Origin of the sequence: Vibrio sp. La 4.2.2, from assembly GCF_027586995.1 — a bacterium.
GTDB lineage: Bacteria > Pseudomonadota > Gammaproteobacteria > Enterobacterales > Vibrionaceae > Vibrio > Vibrio mediterranei.
In genome coordinates this window covers 204,812-225,799 of the sequence record NZ_JAPPTJ010000002.1, presented here as the reverse complement: position 1 = coordinate 225,799, position 20,988 = coordinate 204,812, and the positions used below count along the sequence as shown (strand labels likewise).

Annotated in this window: 21 protein-coding genes; 12 read left to right on the top strand and 9 right to left on the bottom strand. The window is 43.6% G+C overall.

The features are described from left to right. Window positions 1-487: 487 nt before the first annotated feature. The 4 genes from OH456_RS04205 (at window position 488) to hpaR (ending at window position 3,928) form a co-directional block, all read left to right on the top strand. A complete protein-coding gene (locus OH456_RS04205) occupies window positions 488-1,513 on the top strand; it encodes a TRAP transporter substrate-binding protein (protein WP_006069566.1) in 1,026 nt (341 codons plus the stop codon). Between the two features lie 5 nt (window positions 1,514-1,518). Further along, entirely contained in the window at window positions 1,519-2,046 is a 528-nt protein-coding gene (locus tag OH456_RS04200; protein WP_006069565.1) for a TRAP transporter small permease, read from the top strand. After that, window positions 2,047-3,345, top strand: coding sequence for a TRAP transporter large permease (locus tag OH456_RS04195; protein WP_270032865.1), 1,299 nt, complete (start codon window positions 2,047-2,049; stop codon window positions 3,343-3,345). A gap of 145 nt (window positions 3,346-3,490) precedes the next feature. Next, window positions 3,491-3,928: a homoprotocatechuate degradation operon regulator HpaR gene (gene hpaR, locus OH456_RS04190; protein ID WP_006069563.1), complete on the top strand. Its 438-nt coding sequence runs from the start codon at window positions 3,491-3,493 to the stop codon at window positions 3,926-3,928. A 50-nt stretch (window positions 3,929-3,978) separates the two neighbouring features. Here the strand turns inward: hpaR and hpaC are convergent, their stop codons facing one another. Then, window positions 3,979-4,485, bottom strand: a complete 507-nt coding sequence (gene hpaC / locus OH456_RS04185) for a 4-hydroxyphenylacetate 3-monooxygenase, reductase component (protein ID WP_006069562.1) — start codon at window positions 4,483-4,485, stop codon at window positions 3,979-3,981. Between the two features lie 251 nt (window positions 4,486-4,736). On the opposite strand from hpaC, the gene OH456_RS04180 reads away from it, so the two are divergent. The 4 genes from OH456_RS04180 (at window position 4,737) to OH456_RS04165 (ending at window position 7,763) form a co-directional block, all read left to right on the top strand. Then, on the top strand, window positions 4,737-5,900 hold the full coding sequence (locus OH456_RS04180) for a threonine/serine ThrE exporter family protein (protein WP_006069561.1): 1,164 nt from the start codon (window positions 4,737-4,739) through the stop codon (window positions 5,898-5,900). 436 nt (window positions 5,901-6,336) lie between these two features. Then, complete coding sequence (locus OH456_RS04175) at window positions 6,337-6,546, top strand: cold-shock protein (protein WP_006069560.1); 210 nt, start codon at window positions 6,337-6,339, stop codon at window positions 6,544-6,546. Window positions 6,547-6,690: 144 nt separating this feature from the next. Next, complete coding sequence (locus OH456_RS04170; protein WP_006069559.1) at window positions 6,691-7,227, top strand: YaeQ family protein; 537 nt, start codon at window positions 6,691-6,693, stop codon at window positions 7,225-7,227. Next, window positions 7,224-7,763, top strand: coding sequence for a hypothetical protein (locus tag OH456_RS04165; protein ID WP_006069558.1), 540 nt, complete (start codon window positions 7,224-7,226; stop codon window positions 7,761-7,763). Before OH456_RS04170 ends, OH456_RS04165 begins: the two co-directional genes overlap by 4 nt. A 27-nt stretch (window positions 7,764-7,790) precedes the next feature. Here the strand turns inward: OH456_RS04165 and hmpA are convergent, their stop codons facing one another. Continuing rightward, complete coding sequence (gene hmpA / locus OH456_RS04160; protein WP_270032864.1) at window positions 7,791-8,990, bottom strand: NO-inducible flavohemoprotein; 1,200 nt, start codon at window positions 8,988-8,990, stop codon at window positions 7,791-7,793. Window positions 8,991-9,293: 303 nt separating this feature from the next. Between hmpA and norR the strand changes: the two genes are divergently transcribed. After that, window positions 9,294-10,877: a nitric oxide reductase transcriptional regulator NorR gene (gene norR / locus OH456_RS04155; RefSeq protein WP_006069556.1), complete on the top strand. Its 1,584-nt coding sequence runs from the start codon at window positions 9,294-9,296 to the stop codon at window positions 10,875-10,877. A 107-nt stretch (window positions 10,878-10,984) separates the two neighbouring features. Next, window positions 10,985-11,344, top strand: coding sequence for a glutaredoxin family protein (locus tag OH456_RS04150; RefSeq protein ID WP_088878657.1), 360 nt, complete (start codon window positions 10,985-10,987; stop codon window positions 11,342-11,344). A 194-nt stretch (window positions 11,345-11,538) separates the two neighbouring features. Here OH456_RS04150 and OH456_RS04145 read toward each other — a convergent pair whose 3' ends face one another. The 3 genes from OH456_RS04145 to OH456_RS04135 are packed head-to-tail and all read right to left on the bottom strand — an operon-like array spanning window position 11,539 to window position 15,134. Next, on the bottom strand, window positions 11,539-12,279 hold the full coding sequence (locus tag OH456_RS04145) for a type 1 glutamine amidotransferase (RefSeq protein WP_038227038.1): 741 nt from the start codon (window positions 12,277-12,279) through the stop codon (window positions 11,539-11,541). A 7-nt stretch (window positions 12,280-12,286) separates the two neighbouring features. Further along, a complete protein-coding gene (locus OH456_RS04140) occupies window positions 12,287-13,783 on the bottom strand; it encodes a CoA-acylating methylmalonate-semialdehyde dehydrogenase (RefSeq protein ID WP_270032863.1) in 1,497 nt (498 codons plus the stop codon). A 4-nt stretch (window positions 13,784-13,787) separates the two neighbouring features. Next, on the bottom strand, window positions 13,788-15,134 hold the full coding sequence (locus OH456_RS04135) for an aspartate aminotransferase family protein (protein ID WP_006069552.1): 1,347 nt from the start codon (window positions 15,132-15,134) through the stop codon (window positions 13,788-13,790). Between the two features lie 237 nt (window positions 15,135-15,371). Here OH456_RS04135 and OH456_RS04130 point away from each other — a divergent pair, with 237 nt between their 5' ends. Continuing rightward, window positions 15,372-15,920 (top strand): cupin domain-containing protein, encoded by a 549-nt coding sequence (locus tag OH456_RS04130; RefSeq protein WP_038227041.1) that lies wholly within the window; start codon window positions 15,372-15,374, stop codon window positions 15,918-15,920. 17 nt (window positions 15,921-15,937) lie between these two features. Then, window positions 15,938-17,425, top strand: coding sequence for an aldehyde dehydrogenase (locus OH456_RS04125; RefSeq protein WP_270032862.1), 1,488 nt, complete (start codon window positions 15,938-15,940; stop codon window positions 17,423-17,425). A 64-nt stretch (window positions 17,426-17,489) separates the two neighbouring features. Here OH456_RS04125 and OH456_RS04120 read toward each other — a convergent pair whose 3' ends face one another. Genes OH456_RS04120 through potG form a run of 4 tightly spaced genes read right to left on the bottom strand, consistent with a single transcriptional unit; the run spans window position 17,490 to window position 20,978 of the window. Then, window positions 17,490-18,032 carry a cupin domain-containing protein gene (locus OH456_RS04120; RefSeq protein WP_006069549.1) on the bottom strand — a complete coding sequence of 181 codons (543 nt, stop codon included), beginning with the start codon at window positions 18,030-18,032 and terminating at the stop codon, window positions 17,490-17,492. A 50-nt stretch (window positions 18,033-18,082) separates the two neighbouring features. Beyond that, window positions 18,083-18,925 (bottom strand): ABC transporter permease subunit, encoded by an 843-nt coding sequence (locus tag OH456_RS04115; RefSeq protein WP_006069548.1) that lies wholly within the window; start codon window positions 18,923-18,925, stop codon window positions 18,083-18,085. Next, window positions 18,922-19,839 carry a putrescine ABC transporter permease PotH gene (potH, locus tag OH456_RS04110; protein WP_006069547.1) on the bottom strand — a complete coding sequence of 306 codons (918 nt, stop codon included), beginning with the start codon at window positions 19,837-19,839 and terminating at the stop codon, window positions 18,922-18,924. The genes OH456_RS04115 and potH overlap by 4 nt, the downstream gene beginning before the upstream one ends. Beyond that, window positions 19,836-20,978 carry a putrescine ABC transporter ATP-binding subunit PotG gene (potG, locus tag OH456_RS04105; RefSeq protein WP_031494535.1) on the bottom strand — a complete coding sequence of 381 codons (1,143 nt, stop codon included), beginning with the start codon at window positions 20,976-20,978 and terminating at the stop codon, window positions 19,836-19,838. The genes potH and potG overlap by 4 nt, the downstream gene beginning before the upstream one ends. Window positions 20,979-20,988: the final 10 nt, after the last annotated feature.

Sequence of the window (20,988 nt, the reverse complement as noted above, 5' to 3'; positions counted from 1 at the left end):
GTTTCAGTACTGACTTCTATTTCGACCTTTTAATTATCAACTGGCCTTTGCAAACCGAGCGACACACTCGCCGATTTAATTAATATGTTAAGTACTTTAGTTAATATATTAAATAAAGTCCAGAAACCCAAACGCACCACATAAGACACTGATATTTATATATTATTTTATATATTCTCGTTTTATAGACCATGAGACTGTAATCCATTTACATTGTAAAATTGATTAACATCACACTATTGTGCCAACAGAAGAGGTGAAATGAGGTTTTTATCACTTAGTTCTTTTTACAAACCTGTGATTAATTTTTGATTCATTGATCTAGTTAACATATTAAGCATTTTGCCTACATTTAATTAACACAACAGATTCGCATTCTGATAAAAGTAGTTAATATATTAAGTATTCAAACAACGACTCACTAAGTGGGCAATGCTCAAGCAGGAACAGAGCAATAAATAAACCGTGAAACGAAAGGAAATACGTTATGCGAGTAAACAAAGTCGCCACCATTACTAGTACTGCTCTACTTTTATTAAGTTCTTTCTCTGTACACGCAGAACCAGAAAAAATAATTAAAATAAGCACTTGGGGCTCCCCAAACCATGGTATCAACAAAGTGGTTTGGCCAACTTGGGGTCAATGGATCGAAGAAGCTACAGATGGTCGGGTTGGTATTAAAATCGAGTATGATCTTGCACCACCTCAAACACAGATAGATGTAGTTACTGATGGTATCGGTGATGTAACTTGGATCTTCCATGGACATAAAGCAGGTCGTTTTCAGTTAACTCAACTTCCTGAAATTCCGACTTTTTCTGAAGGTACTAGCTCAGAGTTAATGTCTCAGGCTTATTGGCGTACATACGAGAAGTATCTGAAAAAAGGTCGTGAACATCGTGGCGTTGAAGTAATGGCGCTAAGCGTACATGGACCTGGACAACTCATCACCAAAAATCCAGTCAAATCACTAGAGTCTCTCCAAGGCAAAAAGATTCGTGTCGGCGGTGGTGTTATTTCATCCGTTGCTAAAGATATGAAGGTAACACCTGTCTTTATCCCCACCACCAAAGTCTACGAGTCGATCTCGCAAGGTGTCGTCGAGGGCGCTTATCAACCTGTAGAAGCATTGAGCTCGTTCCGACTAGCAGAAGTCGCAGATAACACTTTAGTGATTCCTGGTGGTCTGTACCGCGGTAGTTTTGCAATCGTCATGAATCTCGACACGTTGCATGACCTATCTAAAGAGGACCAAGAAGCAATTAAGAATGTATCGGGTGAGAAGCTATCGCGCTTATTTGGCAAAATGTGGGATGACGTGGACAATTCCGCTTATACCACTGCTTTGGAAGGCGGCCATACTTTCACTCCAGCCTCCCCAGAAATGATCGCTGAACTCAAGAAATCGAGTGAGCCATTAGTTTCCAACTGGTACAAGGTTGCGGAGAAACGCAAAGTTGATGGCCACGCGGCTTACGACTACTTCTATCAACAACTTGAACAAGGATTGTAGTAATTATGAATGGTTTTAGTATTGCTAAGACCATACAGCGAGGGCTTGAAGCTCTCGCTGCCATCAGCTTACTGCTCATGATGTTGATTACGTTTGTTGATGTGACTGGTCGATATTTCTTTAACGCTCCTGTGATGGGTTCGACTGAGCTTATTGAAGTATTGCTCGCAGTTATGGTTTTTATGGCGTTTCCTCTTGTCTCTTGGAATGAAGAGAATATTTGTGTCGACCTTCTGGATAACTACTTTCCTGAAAAATGGATAGGCCTAAGACAGGTGGTGATCAACCTCATTTGCTCATGTTCTTTAATACTTGTAGCCATGATGAACTGGAAGTTAGCCGGTCGCTCGTTGGATTACGAAGAAGTAACAGAAATACTCGAGATGCCACTGGGATACGTCACGTATTTGATATCGATTACTGGCTTTGTAGGCGGTGCATTAACAGGCCTTAACGCATTGCTTTATGCCAAGGGTCTATTTAATAGTAAACCAGCAAAAAATACGATAAACACAACGAGCAAGGAGGCTTAAATGATAGAGTCCATTATTGGCTTTACAGCCCTTATCATCATGGTATTTCTTCGCTTGCCACTTGCTTTTGCAATGGGAGTTGTTGGCTTTATTGGCTTTTGGTACATCAACGATTACAACTGGAACGCGGCAATGTCGATGGCAGCTAGACGCATTATCGACACCGGACAAGATTACAGTCTTTCCGTCATACCACTATTTATCTTGATGGGTAACTTTGTCACCAAAGCAGGGCTATCCAATGAACTATACCGAGCGTGCAATGCGTTTGTCGGCCACAAAAAAGGTGGCTTATCCATGTCGACCATTTTGGCTTGTGGTGGGTTTTCAGCGATTTGCGGCTCAAGCTTAGCGACGTCTGCCACCATGTCTAAAGTCGCCATGCCGCCAATGAGAAAATATGGATATTCAGACGGTTTGGCCGCGGCCTCGATTGCTGCTGGCGGAACACTCGGAATTTTGATTCCTCCAAGCGTCATGCTCGTTATCTACGGTCTATTAACCGAGAGCAGTATACGAGAGTTATTTGCCGCAGGCTTCCTACCAGGCCTACTTGGTATTGGTCTTTATCTCGCAGCCGTTCAATGGGTAGTCTTTCGATCGCCAGACAGCGCGCCTCCCGGAGAACGCGTTAACTGGAAAGGACGATTTGTTGCCTTAAAAGGGATTCTATCGACACTACTTCTTTTTGTATTAGTCATGGGAGGCATATACGTCGGTGCGTTCACGCCAACTGAAGCTGCTGGTATTGGTGCTACTGGAGCGTTTGCCCTTGCTGCGTGTCGTCGTAAACTGAATTATCAGGTCATGCGAGATATTCTTGTCGACACAGCAAAAACTTCTGCCTCTTTGTTCGCCGTGGTCATCTGTGCGCTGATTCTATCCAATTTCATCAACCGAGCCGGTTTACCTACCGCATTGGTTGAAATGATTCAAGCAGCCAACGTTACACCGATGATGGCGTTGGGGCTGATTCTATTGATATACATTATCTTGGGTTGCGTATTTGAAAGTATGTCAATGATGCTACTTACCGTACCAATCTTCTTCCCTGTAGTGGTAGAACTTGGTTTTGACCCTATCTGGTTTGGCATTGTGGTCGTTGTCGTAACAGAGATCAGCTTAATCACACCACCAGTCGGGCTAAATGTTTTTGTGCTGTCTGGGATTATTAAGGACATCAATACCGGGACCATCTTTAAAGGGGTGTTTCCTTTTTGGGTAGCCGACATGGTTCGCTTAGCAGTTATTGTTTTGGTTCCGGCAATTGTTCTGTTTTTACCTAACATGTTGTATTAACTATGAAAGAGCTTTCCGTAGAGGAAAGCTCTTTTTCGTTTAGAGCAATGTATCTACATGTATTAGCTGACAAATAACTCACCATATATCAATAGGATGACTTCGCCTCGTTTCTGATATATGGTTTATTACGAGTAAGGAAATTATGAAGGTTAACTTAGTGACTAAATACGAAGATTCTCTCCCGCTACAACTTATTCGGGCCAGAGACATCGCAATGGAATACTTTCGCCCAGTTTTAGCCAGCAATGACATAACGGAACAGCAATGGCGTGTCATGCGTGTATTGGATACGAAAGGGGAAATTGACTTTACTACACTCTCCCGCGAATCTTGTATTCTAAGCCCAAGTCTGACTGGCATCATTAATAGGCTAGAGAAGCTTGGTTACGTTGAAAAGAAAAAATGCGAACATGACGGTCGTAAATCATACATCCATTTGACCAATAAAGCCGTTGCGCTGGTTGAGACGCTTCGACCTCGCATCGAAGAGCAATATGTATCACTTAAACAACGGATGGGTGAAGAGAAGTACTCACAACTTTCCAATTTGCTCAACGAACTTATTGATAGCAAGCACTAAAACACCCGCTTAGGCGGGTGTTTTCAAGTTTAGAACTCTAACTATGGCAATTAAGCCACTTCCGCTACTTTGACGTCAGCTTGCAGATGTTTAAATTGGCGGTCGAAGTACATGAGTGCGTCCTTATCCTGAGTCGTAATTGCTTCAACCTCTAAGAACAGCACTGTATGCGTACCCATTTCTTTCATATCACTAATACGCCCTTCCAGTGTCGTTAATGCTCCTTTTAACACTGGAACTTGATATTGATTTAGGTTCCACCCTTCTAAAGCAAAACGCTCTTCCATTTCCAATCCAGTCATCCCAGCGAAGTGCATGGACATTTCTTGGTGTTCACTCGCACATGTATTCACACACATACGACCATTTGCTTTGAAGATCTCATTTGACGCACTCGAGCGATTGACGCAGACCAATACAGTTGCCGGTGAATCAGTCACCGAGCAAACTGCTGTCGCGGTAATGCCAACGGTTCCAGCCTCTCCGCCGGTAGTGACAATGTTGACCGCCGCAGCCAACTTAGACATAGCATTACGAAATTCTTGTTGTAGAGACATGGTATCTTCCTTATTTGATGACTTTAAATTGGTGCATTTATTAGCACTCCTTGTTATGTATCGTCATTGTGGAGCACCTTGCTCGTACCGAACATAGACGGTTCACGCAATCGCTTGCACTTTTCGCAGTCCAGTGATTATAAAACTGCATAGAATTGACAATATTTCGAATATTCACTCTCGATAATTCTATTAAGCTCTGTTACCTTTACGCCATTAAATCGAGTGCTTTTAATTGATTAGACGGAACTATGCCTTCTCCACAAACCATCAGAAAAATCGTAGAAATTGGCGACACACTTCATCGAAGTGGTTGTGCTCCATATAAAGTGGAAAAGTACGCGCAATACTATGCTCAAAAGCACGGACTTGATGTAATGGTTCAAGCAACACCTACCGCTATCAACTATCAGTTTCCGGACAAAAACAATACGGTAGTAATGAAGCGTTTAAAGCCAGCATCCATTAACCTCAGTTTGCTCGCTAATACTATTATCCGTATCAACCAACCAAGTAACGAAGCGCTTCCTGAGCCCGTTGGTTACCCTAAATGGGTGGTTGCCCTAGCCAATATGGGGATTCCACCAGCCTATCTTATGCTGGTAGGAAGCACGCTTGAAGCGATTGGCTTCTCCATCTTATTGGGTTTGATGGTTTGGATATGCCAACTTATTTATAAAGGTCGCAACTCCATTGCTGTTGAGTTTGTGTCTGCGTTATTGACAGGCGTGTTGGTTGCCTTCATTGCAAGTACAGGTGCGGCCATTCCTATTTGGGCGTTATGTATTGCGTCGGTGGTACTATTTGTGCCCGGTCTATCTATTGCTAACTCTTTAGAGTGTTTGGCGTTCAATGATCTCGTTTCAGGTACTGCCCTTTTAGGACAGAGTGCCCTTACCCTCATCAAACTGTTCATTGGCGTGATAATGGGCTTGAATATTGGTGAAGCTTTATGGGGTCAAACAGAATCACTCTCTTATACCAATGAGGTGCCACTCTGGCTTCATTGCTTTGGATTACTGCTTATCTCTACCTCAATCGGTGTGATTTTCAACGCTAGACCTAAGGATATTTTGTTGGGTCTTCCCGTTGCTGTATTAGGTATGTGGGGGCCATTTTATTTAGGCTTTGATAGCGGCTGGATCGTCGGTACTTGGGTCACCACTGTATTGATAACGTTATACGGTACATGGGTAGCGAAACGCTTGGATCTAACAGGCTCAATTTATATTGTTCAAGGCATTATTATTCTTGTTCCTGGTAGCCGCGTTCTCGTTAGTGCAAGTCAATCAGTGTTTGAACAATCGATTCTTCCGATACCAAACATCGGTTTATCCGCATTATTTATGTTCTCTGCTATCGTAGCCGGACAAATAACCGCATATTCGATCTACTCACCAAAGATTGAGCGATAAAATACTTAATAAGAAGATTATTTTATAGAACTCTAATGGGATTCATAATAATAGAATTGTTTGCAAAATCTTTACAAAACTATTAATTCACTAATCGAAATAATGTTTTATATCAAAGAGTTATACCAGAAACCCTTGTATTGACTTAGATCATAAAAATAAGCTCGTTTGTTTGAAATGTCATGTAATTGACACTTAAAAACGAGCTGAACTTCAAATATTCAGCAACTTTCCAAGTAACTATCTTTGACTTAAGTAAGAACTACCTTATATTCATGACTGGCTAGAAAAATAGTTCCATTGTTTACAAAAGGCATTCGTTGAATTCTCGGAATTCCCCCGACGCGTTGTACGCAATAGCAATTTACTTTTCCACGCTATAGCTGCCGGATTTGGCAAACAAGAAACAAAAGATAGTAAAATTTAGGATATAGATATGTCTAACACAGTTACTGGTACAGTTAAGTGGTTCAACGAAACTAAAGGCTTTGGCTTCATTCAACAAGAAAATGGTCCTGACGTGTTCGCTCACTTCAGCAACATCAAAGCGGACGGTTTCCGTACTCTAGCTGAAGGTCAAAAAGTGGCATTCAAAGTGACACAAGGCCAAAAAGGTCCTCAAGCTGAAGAGATTACTTTGGTATAACTGCCAGTAAGCAATACCTTTGATAAATAGCCAGCTAAGCTGGCTATTTTTATATCACTTGAAGCACATTCTCTCTATTGTTTATACCCTTTTGCGCCCATAAGCGTACTATAGACATCACTATTCTACGAATTAGACACTCCCATGGCACTAAAACCAACCATATATAAGTTTCGCGTAGCGTTAACGGATATGAATCGAGATTATTATGACTCTTTTAATCTGACCGTAGCACTGCACCCTTCTGAAAACCATCAACGTATGATGGCAAGGCTCATGGCTTTTTGTCTCAATGCCTCTCCTGATCTGCAGTTCACAAAGGGACTATCGACGATTGAAGAGCCTGATATCTGGGAAAAATCTCTCGACGATCAAACCTTACTGTGGATTGATATCGGAGAGCCTGACGTTGAGCGCGTCAAAAAAGCGACACGTTTGGCTAAAAAGACCAAAGTTTACAGCTTCAACACTAAAAGCGACGTATGGTGGCAGCAAAACCAAGGTAAATTCGGTTACCTCGATGCCAGTGTTTATCGTTTCAATAATGACTCGATTGAAGCCCTCTCTTCGCTAGTCACTCGCACAATGGATCTCTCAGTCATGATTACCGGAACCTCATTATTTGTTGACGCAGAGACTGGATCAGCAGAAGTGACGATTGAGGAGTTGCAAGACAAATGATCGAATTGAGGGAAGCGCTCAACAGTATTAAGGTTAATCAAATTCAACTTGTCAATGTTCAGTCTGAAGCACTGGATAATTTGTGTGAACGAGAAAACTTGCTGTATGCAACAGCTCAAGAGAACAAGCCAGAATCTAGCCCAACTCACCTGCTTCTTGGCCTTTTCACTAAGTTAAACGTTGAAGCTCTTTCCTCAGTTGAATCTCATATAGAGCAAATCTCTGAAATGAAATCCATATTCGATCAACAGCTTGAAGAGAAACATGCTAAGGCTTTTCGGCTACCGGTGCTGGAAGAGTTGCAACTCGTCACGCATATATGGCTATATATTCAAGGCTATCTTGGTATGGATTATAGTTTGGCCAATGACCACGCAACACAAACCAGTAACGCAATCAGTGGATTGCTCGATCAAAGCGCTGATGCTCTACGTACCGACTTTAACCAAAGCTATTATCTTGGTTTTCGAGAATTTGAAGCAAACAAACCACCGTCTTCTGGATGGAAACGGTGGTTTGAGAAATGGTTCAACTAGCGAGCTGAATCAGCTCTTTAGTGGCGATTAAAGATTGGCGTGAGGTCCGAATACCTCGTAGTGAATTCTGTCTCGCTCAACGCCAATCGATTCAAGTTGCTTCACAACATGGTCCATAAAGACTACTGGGCCGCAGGTATAGAAGTGCCCAAAGTTCGTTGGAAGAGAATCTTTGATTTGTGCTAGATCCATTAAACCTGTGCTCGAATTATTGATACCCTCTGCATTAAGTGGTTCACGATACCACACTCTATGGTTCCAACCTTTTGCTGATACGATGGTATCTACCTCATCAATGAAAGAATGTTGCTGTTCGTTTTCACAGGCATGCAAATAGGTAACAGGATCGGACTTGCCATCCTTTGCCAACTGTTGAAGCATTGCTTGCATTGGCGTACAGCCAACACCTGCAGAAATCAGAACGACCGGCTTATTAACTTCTTTGTAGAAGAAGTCCCCTGCAGGAGGCAGTATTTCGATCACCGCACCCACTTCCACTTCATCATGCAAATAGTGAGATACCAAACCTAACTGGTCGCTGTTATTACCTTCCTTCTTGACAGAAATTCGGTAATTTTCACCATTTGGAGCTTGGGAAAGTGAATACTGGCGAATTTCTACATTCTCACCTTTTGAAGGTGTGACCTGTACACCTAGGTACTGCCCTACTTCATAATCAAGGACTTTGCCGCCATCTTCTGGAGTAAAGACAAAACTCATAACCAACTCAGATTCAGGCTTTTTATCAGTTACCACAAATCGGCGAGTACCGCGCCATCCACCGGTCGCCTTTTCACGCAACTGGTATAGCTCTTCCTCACGATCAATAAAGATTTGCGCTAAGAATAGGTAAGCTTCAGTCCAAGCTTCTTCAACTTCTTTGGTAAACGCATCTGGCGCCAGCTCTCTTAAGGTCTCAATGAGGTGGTGACCAACGATTTGATAGTGTTCTGCTTTGATATTAAAACTAGTATGTTTGTGCGCGATACGTTCAACGGCTGTAGTAAGCGCCGCTAAGTTTTCAATATTTTTAGCATACGCTGCAACAGCTTCGAATAGAGCAACACTTTGACGCCCTGTCTTTTGGTGCGTCATATTGAAGATGTCCTTCAGCTCAGGGTTGTGAGAGAACATTCTTTGATAGAAATGCTGAGTTAAAGCAGGGCCTGCAGACTCAAGTAATGGAATTGTGCTCTTGATGATTTCGATATGGTTGTTATTTAGCATATACGCTCCCTAGAAGGCTTAGACTTTTACAGTACGAACTTCGACTGTCTCATATTGTTTTTTTATAGTTTTAGTTGTATCCCTTGAGATATTTCTCTCGGGTATAGTGCGAGTTGAGAATCACACTTATTTGTTTTTCAACGAATACCTACAAAGCACAGAGCGTGCCAATTTTGAAATCCTTAAAAACTCTCACTTATTCAAGAGTTAACTATTAAATATCAGTCAAAATGACTGCTTTAATTTAGGTCAATATGACTCTATAATGCCTAGCATACTCATTACCATAAGTTGTAATCTCCTATGCAAGACATTTCCCCTTCCAACTTAATGGAGCTGACTATTGGCCTAGCCAGCAGCAATAACGACCAAGAACGCTTCGATTCGCTTATCAATACCATCAGAAAAACCATCATGTGTGACTGTGTTGCCTTGTTATCACTTCAAGGTGATACGCTTGTTCCTCTCGCGATGCAGGGCTTAGGCCGCGATACTCTAGGGCGCAGGTTCGTTATTAGTGAACATCCAAGATTCGCTCAGATTTGCGCATCCACATCTCCGGTTATCTTTGACGCCGATTCTGAGTTGCCTGACCCATTTGACGGCTTGCTCATTGACCACCATGGCGATCTTCCAATGCACTCTTGTATGGGTTTGCCTTTGATTTTTGGCGACAAGATGTTGGGAGCCCTCACCCTCGATAGCCTAGGGACTAATGCTTTTGACCACATTCCAACGCGCAGCCTAGAAGTATTGTCTGCCATTGCTGCATCCACATTAAAAATGGCACTAACTTTTTCTCAGTTGGAATACCAAGCCAAACAATCCAAACAGCTGCTTGAAGAACTCAACGTCGAAGCTTGGGAACGAGATGGCAGCGATATGATCGGTGATAGCGAGTTAATGCGCGTGTTGAAATCCGATATCGAAATTGTCGCGCCATCAGATTTTAATATCTTAATTCATGGTGAGACCGGTGTTGGTAAAGAGTTGGTGGCACGTAATCTACATTACCAATCAACTCGCCGACAGAATCCGTTAGTCTATGTTAACTGTGCGGCAATTCCTGAAAACCTCATCGAGAGTGAGTTATTTGGTCATGTAAAAGGGGCGTTCACGGGTGCAGATAAAAATCGCATGGGTAAGTTTGCGCTAGCCGATGGCGGGACACTATTTTTGGATGAAATTGGCGAGCTCCCACTTGCAGCACAGAGTAAGCTTTTACGAGCATTACAGAATAACGAAATACAACCCGTTGGTAAGGATGAGATTCAAAAGATCAATGTTAGAGTCCTCGCCGCAACCAACCGTGAACTCAAGGAAGAAGTTGAACAAGGTAAGTTCCGCGCAGACCTTTATCACCGACTCAGTGTTTACCCAATTTCTGTACCGCCATTGCGTGAAAGAAACGGCGATATAGAGTTACTGGCAGGCTTCTTTCTGGAGCAAGCTCGACGTAAGCTTGGCATTAACCAAATCAAGCTAAGTCCAAATGTCGTATCTCATTTGAACCGCTATTCATGGCCCGGTAATGTTCGAGAGTTAGAACATGTTATTAACCGAGCAGCTCTGAAAGCGAAAGCAAGGCTGTTTGATAAGAAGGTGGTCACCGTAAGCATTGACGACTGTGGTCATTTTGACGATGAAAGCCGCATCACTCCGACCAAGCAAAGTAAAACAAGCGCTCCAATGATTGACCACTCGAAAGGCATTCGAGAGTCCACCGAAGAATATCAAAGAAGCTTGATATCCAATGCCTTAATTGAATGCGAGTATAACTGGGCTAAAGCAAGCAGAGTCCTTAAAACTGATCGAGCTAACTTGATTCGCTTATCGAAACGGTTGGGAATTAGTGTGACCAAAAGCCATACCCTTTCTCGCAGTTAATGTTAACCGTACCAGAATCGTAAATAAGATGTTAATATTCGACGGTATGTCTCGCATACCGTCATTATAATTTTCTAAAAACAACAAGACTGCTCAACAGGTTATTTATGAAGTTCATCCGTATTATTCTTGGTAAAATCATACTGCTATTAAATTTCGTTTTCTCTCCGCGTGGCGTTAAACGCACGCCTGAAGCACAGCAACAAGCCGATCAAAAAGCGCAAACTATGCAGCTCTATCAATTTGAAGCGTGTCCCTTTTGTGTGAAAGTACGTAGAGAAATGAAACGTCAATCAGTCAACATTGCATTGAAAGATGCTAAAAATGACTCAGTTGCGCGCGACGAACTGCTAGCGGGTGGCGGTAAAGTAAAAGTACCTTGTCTGAAGATCACTCAAGGTGGTGAAGAGAAATGGATGTATGAGTCTTCCGACATAGTTTCTTATCTGCAAAAAGAGTTTGCTTAGGCGTTATGCAAACCGTTATTTCACAGTACGTTTAGTAATTAAGGTAAGAATGTTCAGGACTTGAAGCGAGTTGTAAGTAGCTCCTCGCCTGCGAAGGGATGACGGTTGCTTCAGCTGCGGAGTCTAAAACTCTTTTTTATAACTTACCTAAAAAAGAGCTCATTATGAGCTCTTTTTTTGTTTCCTAATTGCCGCTACACGGCTTGTTGCAAGTTTTCAGCATATTTACCTTGCTGCGCCATTACAAAGAAATTATCAATCCAATGCAGTATTAACGCAGAGTCTTGTGCTTTGTTTATTTCAATAAACGCTTGGTCATAATGCTGAGGAGTTAGGAGATGCTTACGCTTCTCCACCAATTTTTCTGTGAAGCTGGAGCTAAACTCAGGATGTCCTTGGACTGTGAATATATGATTATCTTTCACAAGCATAAAGTTAGGACAAAAATCATTAGTAGCAATAACTTTCACACCGCCAGGAACAATAATCACTTGGTCTTGATGACTCACTAATAGTCGCGCAGAGTCTACAGACAGATTCATCCATTTCTTCTGAGCGGTAATTTGAACTTCATAGCTGCCAAGTCCCCACCCTTTTTCCGATTTTTGCACCTTGCCGCCGAGAGCTCTCGCAATAATCTGATGTCCAAAACAGATGCCTACTAGTGGACGTCGACGAGCTTCACAGCGCGTTATCCAGTCTATGAGTTTGAGAATCCAGGGATGATTATCGTAAGCATTGTGTACACTACCTGTGATTATAAACCCATGGCATTCATCATGATGAGGTAACTCTCCTTTTGTCGCATCGTAGTTCTGAAAAGTGAACTCATTGTTGACCTCATAGAGAGAGGCCTCAATCATGTCTGCATATTGACCATGGTCATCTGATAATGGCGAGTCCACATGGCCGCACGTTAATATCCCTATCTTCATTTATCACCTACTTCATTGTTGGCATTACAAATTCACTTTCTCTTTGCCCTTTAGGCCAGCGAGCAGTAACCGTCTTCATACGAGTATAGAAGCGCACGCCATCATTGCCATGAACATTGAGAGGTCCAAAGATTGAGCGCTTCCAACCACCAAAGCTATGAAATGCCATTGGCACTGGAATTGGCACGTTCACCCCTACCATACCGATTTCTACTTTTTCTGAGAAGTCGCGCGCGGTATCACCATCACGAGTGAAAATTGCAGTACCATTACCGAATTCGTGCTCATTAATAAGTTGCAGTGCTTCTTGATAATCTTTGGCACGTACTACCGACAAAACGGGACCAAAAATCTCTTCGTTATAAATCGTCATATCTGGAGTAACATTGTCAAATAACGTCCCGCCGACAAAGTAACCAGGAGCAGAGGTATTGATGCCACGCCCGTCCACTACAAGCGTTGCGCCTTGGTCAACACCACTCTGAATGTACTCCGTTACCTTGTTCATGTGAGGCTCACTCACCAATGGACCCATTTCGTTTTCAGGTGATACTCCCAGCCCTGGGCCTACGCGCAGTGCTTCCACTTTTTGTTTCAACTGTGCCACTAATCGATCGGCAGTTTCATCACCGACAGCAACCGCCACTGAGATAGCCATACAACGCTCTCCCGCCGCACCATAGGCCGCTCCCATAATGGCATTTGTCGCCCCTTCAAGGTCTGCATCTGGCATAACAACTAAGTGGTTCTTAGCACCGCCTAACGCTTGAACTCGTTTGCCATTTGCACTTCCTTTGCTGTAGATAGCTTCAGCGATCGGCGTTGAACCTACGAAACTCACGGCTGCAACGTCTGGTGACTCAAGAAGCGCATCAACCACTTCTTTATCACCTTGGACAACATTAAAAACACCATCAGGAAGACCTGCTTGTTTCAATAACTCAGCCAGCTTCAAAGACGCACTCGGATCTTTTTCAGATGGTTTAAGGATAAAGCTGTTTCCGCAGGCAAGCGCTACTGGGATCATCCATAGCGGTACCATCACAGGGAAGTTAAATGGTGTAATACCAACGCAGACACCAACTGGCTGCATTAAAGAATAGCTGTCTATCTCGCGTCCAACATTAAGTGAATGTTCACCTTTTAGCAGATGTGGGATACCACAAGAAAACTCAACCACTTCTAATCCACGTGTCAATTCTCCTAATGCATCACTGTGTACTTTGCCATGCTCGGTAGAAATTAACGTAGCAAGCTCATCCGCGTTCTCTTCAAGCAAAGCTTTGAATCTGAACATGACTCGAGCACGTTGCAGTGGTGGTGTTGCTTGCCAAGCTTCTTGCGCCTGTTTCGCGACAGCCACAGCTTCTAGCGCTTCACTAGCACTTGATAGCTGAACTTGCCCTCGCAACTCACCATTTGCTGGGTTAAACAAGTCTGCGTTTCTTCCGCTGTGGCTCTCTACCGTTCGGCCGTTGATAAAATTAGATACCAAAACTGACATAGTCTTATTCCTTGTAATCAATATTCTGCAAAACGTCTGCAATCAGAGTAAATAAATCGTCGATATGCTGCTTCTCAATAATCAGCGGCGGAGAAAGCGCGATGATGTCCCCAGTGACACGAATCAGTGCGCCCTTCTCGAAACACTTGGTAAAGACTTGGAACGCTCTAGATCCTGGCTTACCCGCAATTCCTTCTAACTCAATACCAGCAATCAAACCATAATTGCGAAGGTCTTTTACGTGAGGTAGCCCTTTCAAGCTATGGACCGCTTGCTCCCAATAATCTGAGAGCTCAGCCGCTCGTGTATAGAGATTCTCATTGCGATAAATATCTAGTGTCGCTAAACCAGCCGCTGCGGCTACTGGATGGCCGGAATAGGTGTAGCCATGGAACAACTCGATAGCTTGACTATCTGGAGCCACCATCGCTTGGTAAATTTCGTCGCTGACAAAAACGGCTCCCATAGGAATAGCACCATTAGTTAAGCCTTTAGCGGTAGTAATAATGTCAGGCTTGACGTCGAATTCTTGCGCTGCAAAAGGACTACCGATGCGACCAAATCCTGTAATAACCTCATCGAATATCAATAGAATGCCATGTTGGGTACAGATTTCACGAAGACGTTTCAGGTAACCTTTAGGAGGAAGAATTACCCCCGTAGATCCCGCAATCGGCTCAACAATAACCGCAGCAATGTTGCTCGCATCATGCAGAGTAACGATATTGTTTAGGCTTTCCGCCCAGCCGGGATCGTAATCAGGTAGCCCTTTGCTAAAGCCGCTATTTTCAATGCTCAATGTATGCGGAAGGTGGTCGACACCAGTTAACAGACTGCCAAACGTCTTGCGGTTATTAACAATTCCACCTACCGAAATACCACCAAACCCGACACCGTGATAACCACGCTCTCGACCAATTAGGCGCGTACGAGTCCCTTGTCCGATACATCTCTGATAAGCCAACGCAATTTTTAGTGCGGTATCAACAGATTCAGAACCTGAGTTAGTGAAAAATACGCGATTCAAACCTGATGGAGCGATTTCTGAGAGTGACTCAGCAAATTCAAATGGCAATGGATGACCCATTTGAAATGTTGGCGCAAAGTCTAGATTGTGAATCTGACTCGCCACCGCTTCACTGATTTCATGACGCCCGTGTCCTGCATTACAGCACCATAGACCTGCTGTACCGTCGAGTATCTTGCGTTTATCTTCTGACGTGTAGTACATCCCTTCAGCTGAAACTAACATGCGTGGCGCTGATTTAAACTGCGAGTTAGCAGTAAACGGCATCCAAAAAGCATCCATATTTCCTGAACTAGTTGTACCTTGCTTGTTTATACCTTGCATCGTGCACTCCAACTAAAAATACTGAACAGCATTGTTTCTTTTACTAAACACCGCTAAACACTCGAACCACAGTATGTAAATGCAATGTTATTAAATAATGAACAAAATTGACTATAGAACGTTTTATTTGCCTATTCAATGATTAAATTATAAACATTTGCTGGTTTTTTCTGTTTAGTGAGCTAGGATTGTGTTTAGTTTACTAATCACAAAGGGAAGAGTTGGAGATTTCGCCTAATGGAAACAGAAATAGGACCAAGGTTTAAAGCACTAAGAGAACGTGCAGGCTTATCACAGCGTGAGTTAGCCAAAAGAGCCGGCGTGACCAATGGATTCATTTCTCAGATTGAAAGTAACGCCGTAAGCCCGTCTGTCGCGTCGCTGAGTAAACTACTTAGCAAGATCCCTTCATCTATGGCGGAGTTTTTTGCGGTTGATGAACCAAAGCCTGATCAGTTTTTTTCACGCAAACAGCAACAACCAGAAATAGGCAGAGGAAAGATCAGCTATCGCCAGATAGGTCACTATCACGACGACAGGCAAATTGGCATGTTGAGAGAAACACTCGCTCCAGGTGCAGACACCGGAGATGAGATGCTCGCTCACGAAGGTCAAGAGTGCGGTGTTATTGTCCAAGGCGAGTTGGAGCTCACGGTCGACAGTGAAGTCGTCGTTCTACATGAAGGCGACAGCTATTATTTCGACAGTACACGTACTCACCGATTTAGAAATACTTCTGATATTGATTGCATCATTGTCAGTGCAAACTCACCAGCCAGTTTTTAAGGAAGAAGGTAAACAATATGGACACTATGACTTGGCATGATAAAGCCGAAGCGTTGAGTTTTCGTACTCAGGCTTTTATCAACGGACACTTTGTTGATTCAGTCTCCGGCGATACGTTTGAAATCATCAACCCAGCAACAGGTCACCTATTGGCGCATGTCGCCCGCTGCACAGATAAAGATGTTGAGCTTGCAGTAAATGCTGCTCGCCAAGCGTTTAAGAGCCGTGTCTGGTGTGGTCTACCACCGGCAGAGCGCAAAGCGATCCTACTTAACTACGCTAAGCTCATTGACGAACATAAAGAAGAGTTTGCCCTTCTCGAATCACTCGATATGGGTAAACCGATATCAGATGCAATGGGATATGACGCGCCGGCTACCGCGCGCTGCATTCAATGGAACGCAGAAGCCATAGACAAAGTCTATGATGAAGTAGCACCAGTAACAGAAGGAGCATTAGCACTTGTGACTCACGAGGCACTAGGTGTCGTTGCGGCAATCGTACCTTGGAACTTCCCTACTGTTATGGCGGCTTGGAAGATTGGGCCCGCATTAGCAACTGGTAATTCAGTTATTGTGAAGCCTTCTGAGAAATCACCTCTCACCGCTATTTTGCTCGCCGACTTGGCCAAACAAGCAGGTATTCCAGACGGAGTGTTTCAAGTGCTCCCTGGCTTTGGCCATGAGGCAGGACAAGCATTAGCGCTTCACAACGATGTCGATTGTATCACTTTTACTGGTTCAACCGCCGTAGGTAAAAAGCTGTTATCTTTCGCGGGTGAATCCAACCTAAAACGTGCATTTATGGAATGTGGCGGCAAGAGCCCCCACATTGTACATCACGACGTTAAAGATATAGAAAAAGCTGCTGCAACAGCCGCCTCTGCTATCTGTTACAACCAAGGGGAAGTGTGTACAGCAGGTTCGCGACTTCTGGTTCATTCCTCTATTAAAGATGAGTTTATTGAACTGGTTAAGAAATACATGGCGAATTGGCAGCCTGCCGATCCTCTTGAGAGTGATACTCGGGTCGGTGCGATAGTAGATGCTGCACAGTATGAGCGTGTATTAAGTTACATCGACATTGGTCAGACAGAAGGAGCAACACTAGCTTACGGTGGTAAGTCTGCAATGGGCAACACCGATGGTTTCTTTATTCAACCCGCTTTGTTTACTGATGTCACACCCAATATGCGCATCTATAAAGAAGAGATTTTTGGGCCCGTTCTATGTGTTACCAGTTTTGACTCGATTGATGAAGCGATCCAACTTGCTAACGATAGCGAATACGGGTTGGCGGCAGGTATTTGGACATCTGACATGTCAACAGCCATTAAATGCTCTCGTGCATTAAGAGCGGGAACGGTATTCGTGAACAACTGGGATGGCGGTGACATGACCATGCCGTTTGGTGGATACAAGCAAAGTGGTAACGGTCGTGATAAGTCGCTGCATGCTCTGCATAAATACACTGAAGTGAAATCGACGTGGATTGAATTAGACTAGAGTTCTCTTTCAACACAAGAAAAATAGCGAAGCTCATGCTTCGCTATTTTTTTATTCAAAGACTTTAGAAAGTTGGAGGTGTCGCCGCACTAATAAGCTCACATTCGACCTTTCCTTTATTACGAAAGCGATGTGGTTTGCGAGTTTCAAAGTAATACGAGTCACCTGCCTTTAATACTCTAGTATGGCTGCCAACCGTAATCTCAATTTCTCCTCGAATAATGACACCGCCCTCTTCTCCATCATGCTCGATGAAGTCAGTCCCCGTATCTGAGCCTGGCGGATAGATTTCTCTTAAGACTGCTAATTGGCGACCTTCTCGCTTTGCACCAACTAGCAACATTTTTATCTGTCCATCCCCTAAATCCGCCATCTGTTCTGCACTAAAGAAGATGTCATCTTTAGGCTCAACGTCGAGGGTGAAGAACTCTCCCATTGAGATTGGTATAGCATCGAGGATCTTTTTCAAAGAGCCAACGGAGGGGTTTACTAAGTTCTGTTCTATTTGAGAGATCATGGAGTTGGTGACACCACTTCGTTTAGCGAGTTCACGCTGTGACATCCCTCGCATGGTACGAATTGTTTTTAGTTGCTTACCTACATCCATGTCTTTCTCCCAAATTAGAACCGATTACTTAGCATCAACCACTTGCTGAACTATTGTTGACTCATTTTCATTTCAAGCAGCCTACGCTTTTCCGCCTTCGCCATCAACCACCACGCTATAAACGTGGCACAAGACACAGCTAATATGGTCAGTGTTGCTAATGCATTGATTTTAGGGCTAACACCTAAACGGACACTTGAGAATACCACCATAGGTAATGTTGTCGCACTCGGACCAGATACGAAGCTCGCAATCACTAAGTCATCTAATGACAAGGTAAACGCTAATAACCATCCCGCCAAAATAGCGGGTGCAATCGAAGGCAGCGTTATCTGTAAGAACACTTTCCAAGGTGGTGCGCCCAAGTCCATAGCAGCTTCTTCGATAGAGCGATCGACTTCTTGAAGTCGAGAACTCACTACTACAGTGACATAAGCCGTACAGAAAGTTACATGGGCAATCCAAATGGTCATCATGCCTCGCTGGCTAAACAGGTCAAACACTTGTCCCATCGCAATGAATAACAATAGTAGAGAAAGACCTGTAATAACCTCTGGCATAACCAAGGGCGCCGTGATCATAAAGGCAAACCCAGTTTCCCCTTTAAATTTCCCAAAGCGATTCAATACAAATGCAGCAATAGTACCTAAAACAACAGCTGCGCTGGCTGATAAAAAGCCTATCATCAGACTCAGCTTCACACCGCCCATGAGCAAATCATCTTCTAATAGCTCAAAATACCATTTAAACGAAAAACCGGACCATACCGTAACCAATCGGTTTTCGTTAAATGAGTAAACAATCAGAATCAGAATTGGCAGATAAAGAAAGGTAAAACCCGCCGCCAAAATACACCACTTCAGTTTACTGTTATAGACCGGAATGTCGTTCATGCTTGCGCCTCCAGTTCACGTTTTTGATAACGATGGAACCATAAGATAGGCAACATCAAAATAAGCAACATTACGATAGCTACCGCCGAAGCGACTGGCCAATCTCGGTTGTTAAAGAACTCTTGCCACAAGACTTTACCAATCAATACTGTATCAGGCCCGCCAAGTAGTTCCGGAATAACAAACTCACCCACAGCAGGGATGAACACTAACATCGACCCTGCGATAATACCGGCACGTGTCAATGGTACGAGAACCGTGAATAGTGTCGTTACTGGTTTCGCCCCGAGATCACTTGCCGCTTCCAGTAAGGAGTAATCCACTCGCATCAATGCGGTATAAAGAGGCAAAACCATAAAGGGTAAGTAGGTATAGATAATACCAATATAAACTGCAGTATCTGTGTGTAATATCTTGAGCGGTTCCTCAATAACACCGAAGGTCATCAACATATTGTTCAGAAGGCCGTTATTCTTGAGGATTCCTATCCAAGCATAAACACGAATCAAAAAGCTGGTCCACGATGGCAATATGATCAGCATTAATAACACATTTCGAGTTGACGGCTTCGAATGAACAATAGCCCAGGCAATCGGAAAACCAATCACTAAGCAGAGTAATGTAGAGATAAGTGCAATACGAATCGACTGTAAATACGACGAAGCGTATAAGTCATCTTCTATCAGATATTGATAGTTGCCGACGTTGAGTAATAGCTGCAACTGCTGCTCAGCATAACTAAGCAATTCAGAATAAGGTGGAATCGATATTTGAGCTTCAGCAAAACTGATTTTGAATACGATTAGAAACGGCAATAGAAAGAACAGCAGTAACCATCCGTAGGGAACAGCAAGCAATAAGCACTTTGGCGTGGGAACAATACGCCAAATATTGAGTTTGGCTTGTTTCTTCATAGTTTCAGTACCACGCAGCTTTCCATGTCCCAGCAAAGATTGACTCTTTGCTCCCACGTTGGCATACCTTTCCTCACACGGCTCGTATTTTGTAGCGTTGCAGTGACCAACTTGCCGGAATCTAAACGAACATGGTAAATGGATTGGTTGCCCATATAGGCGATATCTTCCACCACCCCACTACAAGAATTACTAGAGTGATGGGTATGGTCACATAGCGTCATTTTTTCTGGTCGAACAGCTATCATCAAAGGGATACCCGGAGCACCTGAAATACCATGATTAATAGTAATCACATTCGATAGGTCTGGGGTTCGAACCGTCGATTTATCGCTAAGATTGGTTTCTAGAACACCCTCAAAAATATTGACCGAGCCGATGAATTTCGCGGCAAACTTCGAGTTCGGATGCTCGTAAATAGCTTCTGGAGAACCAATTTGCACAAACTGGCCTTTGTTCATAATGGCGATACGTGTTGCCATGGTCATCGCTTCTTCTTGGTCATGCGTGACCATCACACAGGTAACACCCACACTTTCCAGTATGTCGACCACCTCAAGCTGCATTTTTTCGCGTAAGTTTTTATCCAGTGCACCCATTGGCTCGTCTAGCAAAAGTAGCTTTGGTTTTTTAGCTAGGCTTCTGGCGAGTGCAACACGTTGTTTTTGACCGCCAGATAATTGGTGCGGTTTACGCTTCGCGAAATCTGTCATTCTGACCAGCTCAAGCATATGCTTAACGGTACTAGCAATTTCTTGGCTTGGCATACCGTCTTGCTTTAACCCAAACGCAATGTTCTTTTCTACGGTCATGTGAGGAAACAGTGCATAGGACTGAAACATCATATTGACAGGTCGTTTGTATGGAGGGATATCGGCAAGATCTTCACCATCAAGAATAATCTGTCCTGCGCTTGGTTGTTCAAATCCAGCGAGCATTCGTAGCAAGGTTGATTTTCCGCACCCCGACGCGCCTAATAGCGCAAACAGTTCACCTTGGTTGATCGTAAGATCGATGTTATCTACCGCAAGATGGCCGCCGAAGTCCTTCGTCAGTCCTCGGATTTCTAATAATGGTTTTGGTGGCACCGGCGAAACATGTTGGTGATTGAGTTCTGTATCAAGTGACATCACTGTCATGGTAGTCTCC

What these genes read in the sequence shown, in the direction of transcription:
- OH456_RS04180 (WP_006069561.1), top strand. Translation starts at nt 4,737, where the DNA reads ATGCCTTCTCCACAAACCATCAGAAAAATCGTAGAAATTGGCGACACA.
- OH456_RS04150 (WP_088878657.1), top strand. Translation starts at nt 10,985, where the DNA reads ATGAAGTTCATCCGTATTATTCTTGGTAAAATCATACTGCTATTAAAT.
- OH456_RS04145 (WP_038227038.1), bottom strand. Translation starts at nt 12,279, where the DNA reads ATGAAGATAGGGATATTAACGTGCGGCCATGTGGACTCGCCATTATCA.
- hmpA (WP_270032864.1), bottom strand. Translation starts at nt 8,990, where the DNA reads ATGCTAAATAACAACCATATCGAAATCATCAAGAGCACAATTCCATTA.
- OH456_RS04200 (WP_006069565.1), top strand. Translation starts at nt 1,519, where the DNA reads ATGAATGGTTTTAGTATTGCTAAGACCATACAGCGAGGGCTTGAAGCT.
- OH456_RS04175 (WP_006069560.1), top strand. Translation starts at nt 6,337, where the DNA reads ATGTCTAACACAGTTACTGGTACAGTTAAGTGGTTCAACGAAACTAAA.
- OH456_RS04205 (WP_006069566.1), top strand. Translation starts at nt 488, where the DNA reads ATGCGAGTAAACAAAGTCGCCACCATTACTAGTACTGCTCTACTTTTA.
- hpaR (WP_006069563.1), top strand. Translation starts at nt 3,491, where the DNA reads ATGAAGGTTAACTTAGTGACTAAATACGAAGATTCTCTCCCGCTACAA.
- OH456_RS04140 (WP_270032863.1), bottom strand. Translation starts at nt 13,783, where the DNA reads ATGTCAGTTTTGGTATCTAATTTTATCAACGGCCGAACGGTAGAGAGC.
- OH456_RS04195 (WP_270032865.1), top strand. Translation starts at nt 2,047, where the DNA reads ATGATAGAGTCCATTATTGGCTTTACAGCCCTTATCATCATGGTATTT.
- OH456_RS04125 (WP_270032862.1), top strand. Translation starts at nt 15,938, where the DNA reads ATGGACACTATGACTTGGCATGATAAAGCCGAAGCGTTGAGTTTTCGT.
- OH456_RS04135 (WP_006069552.1), bottom strand. Translation starts at nt 15,134, where the DNA reads ATGCAAGGTATAAACAAGCAAGGTACAACTAGTTCAGGAAATATGGAT.
- potG (WP_031494535.1), bottom strand. Translation starts at nt 20,978, where the DNA reads ATGACAGTGATGTCACTTGATACAGAACTCAATCACCAACATGTTTCG.
- norR (WP_006069556.1), top strand. Translation starts at nt 9,294, where the DNA reads ATGCAAGACATTTCCCCTTCCAACTTAATGGAGCTGACTATTGGCCTA.
- OH456_RS04165 (WP_006069558.1), top strand. Translation starts at nt 7,224, where the DNA reads ATGATCGAATTGAGGGAAGCGCTCAACAGTATTAAGGTTAATCAAATT.
- hpaC (WP_006069562.1), bottom strand. Translation starts at nt 4,485, where the DNA reads ATGTCTCTACAACAAGAATTTCGTAATGCTATGTCTAAGTTGGCTGCG.
- OH456_RS04120 (WP_006069549.1), bottom strand. Translation starts at nt 18,032, where the DNA reads ATGGATGTAGGTAAGCAACTAAAAACAATTCGTACCATGCGAGGGATG.
- potH (WP_006069547.1), bottom strand. Translation starts at nt 19,839, where the DNA reads ATGAAGAAACAAGCCAAACTCAATATTTGGCGTATTGTTCCCACGCCA.
- OH456_RS04170 (WP_006069559.1), top strand. Translation starts at nt 6,691, where the DNA reads ATGGCACTAAAACCAACCATATATAAGTTTCGCGTAGCGTTAACGGAT.
- OH456_RS04130 (WP_038227041.1), top strand. Translation starts at nt 15,372, where the DNA reads ATGGAAACAGAAATAGGACCAAGGTTTAAAGCACTAAGAGAACGTGCA.
- OH456_RS04115 (WP_006069548.1), bottom strand. Translation starts at nt 18,925, where the DNA reads ATGAACGACATTCCGGTCTATAACAGTAAACTGAAGTGGTGTATTTTG.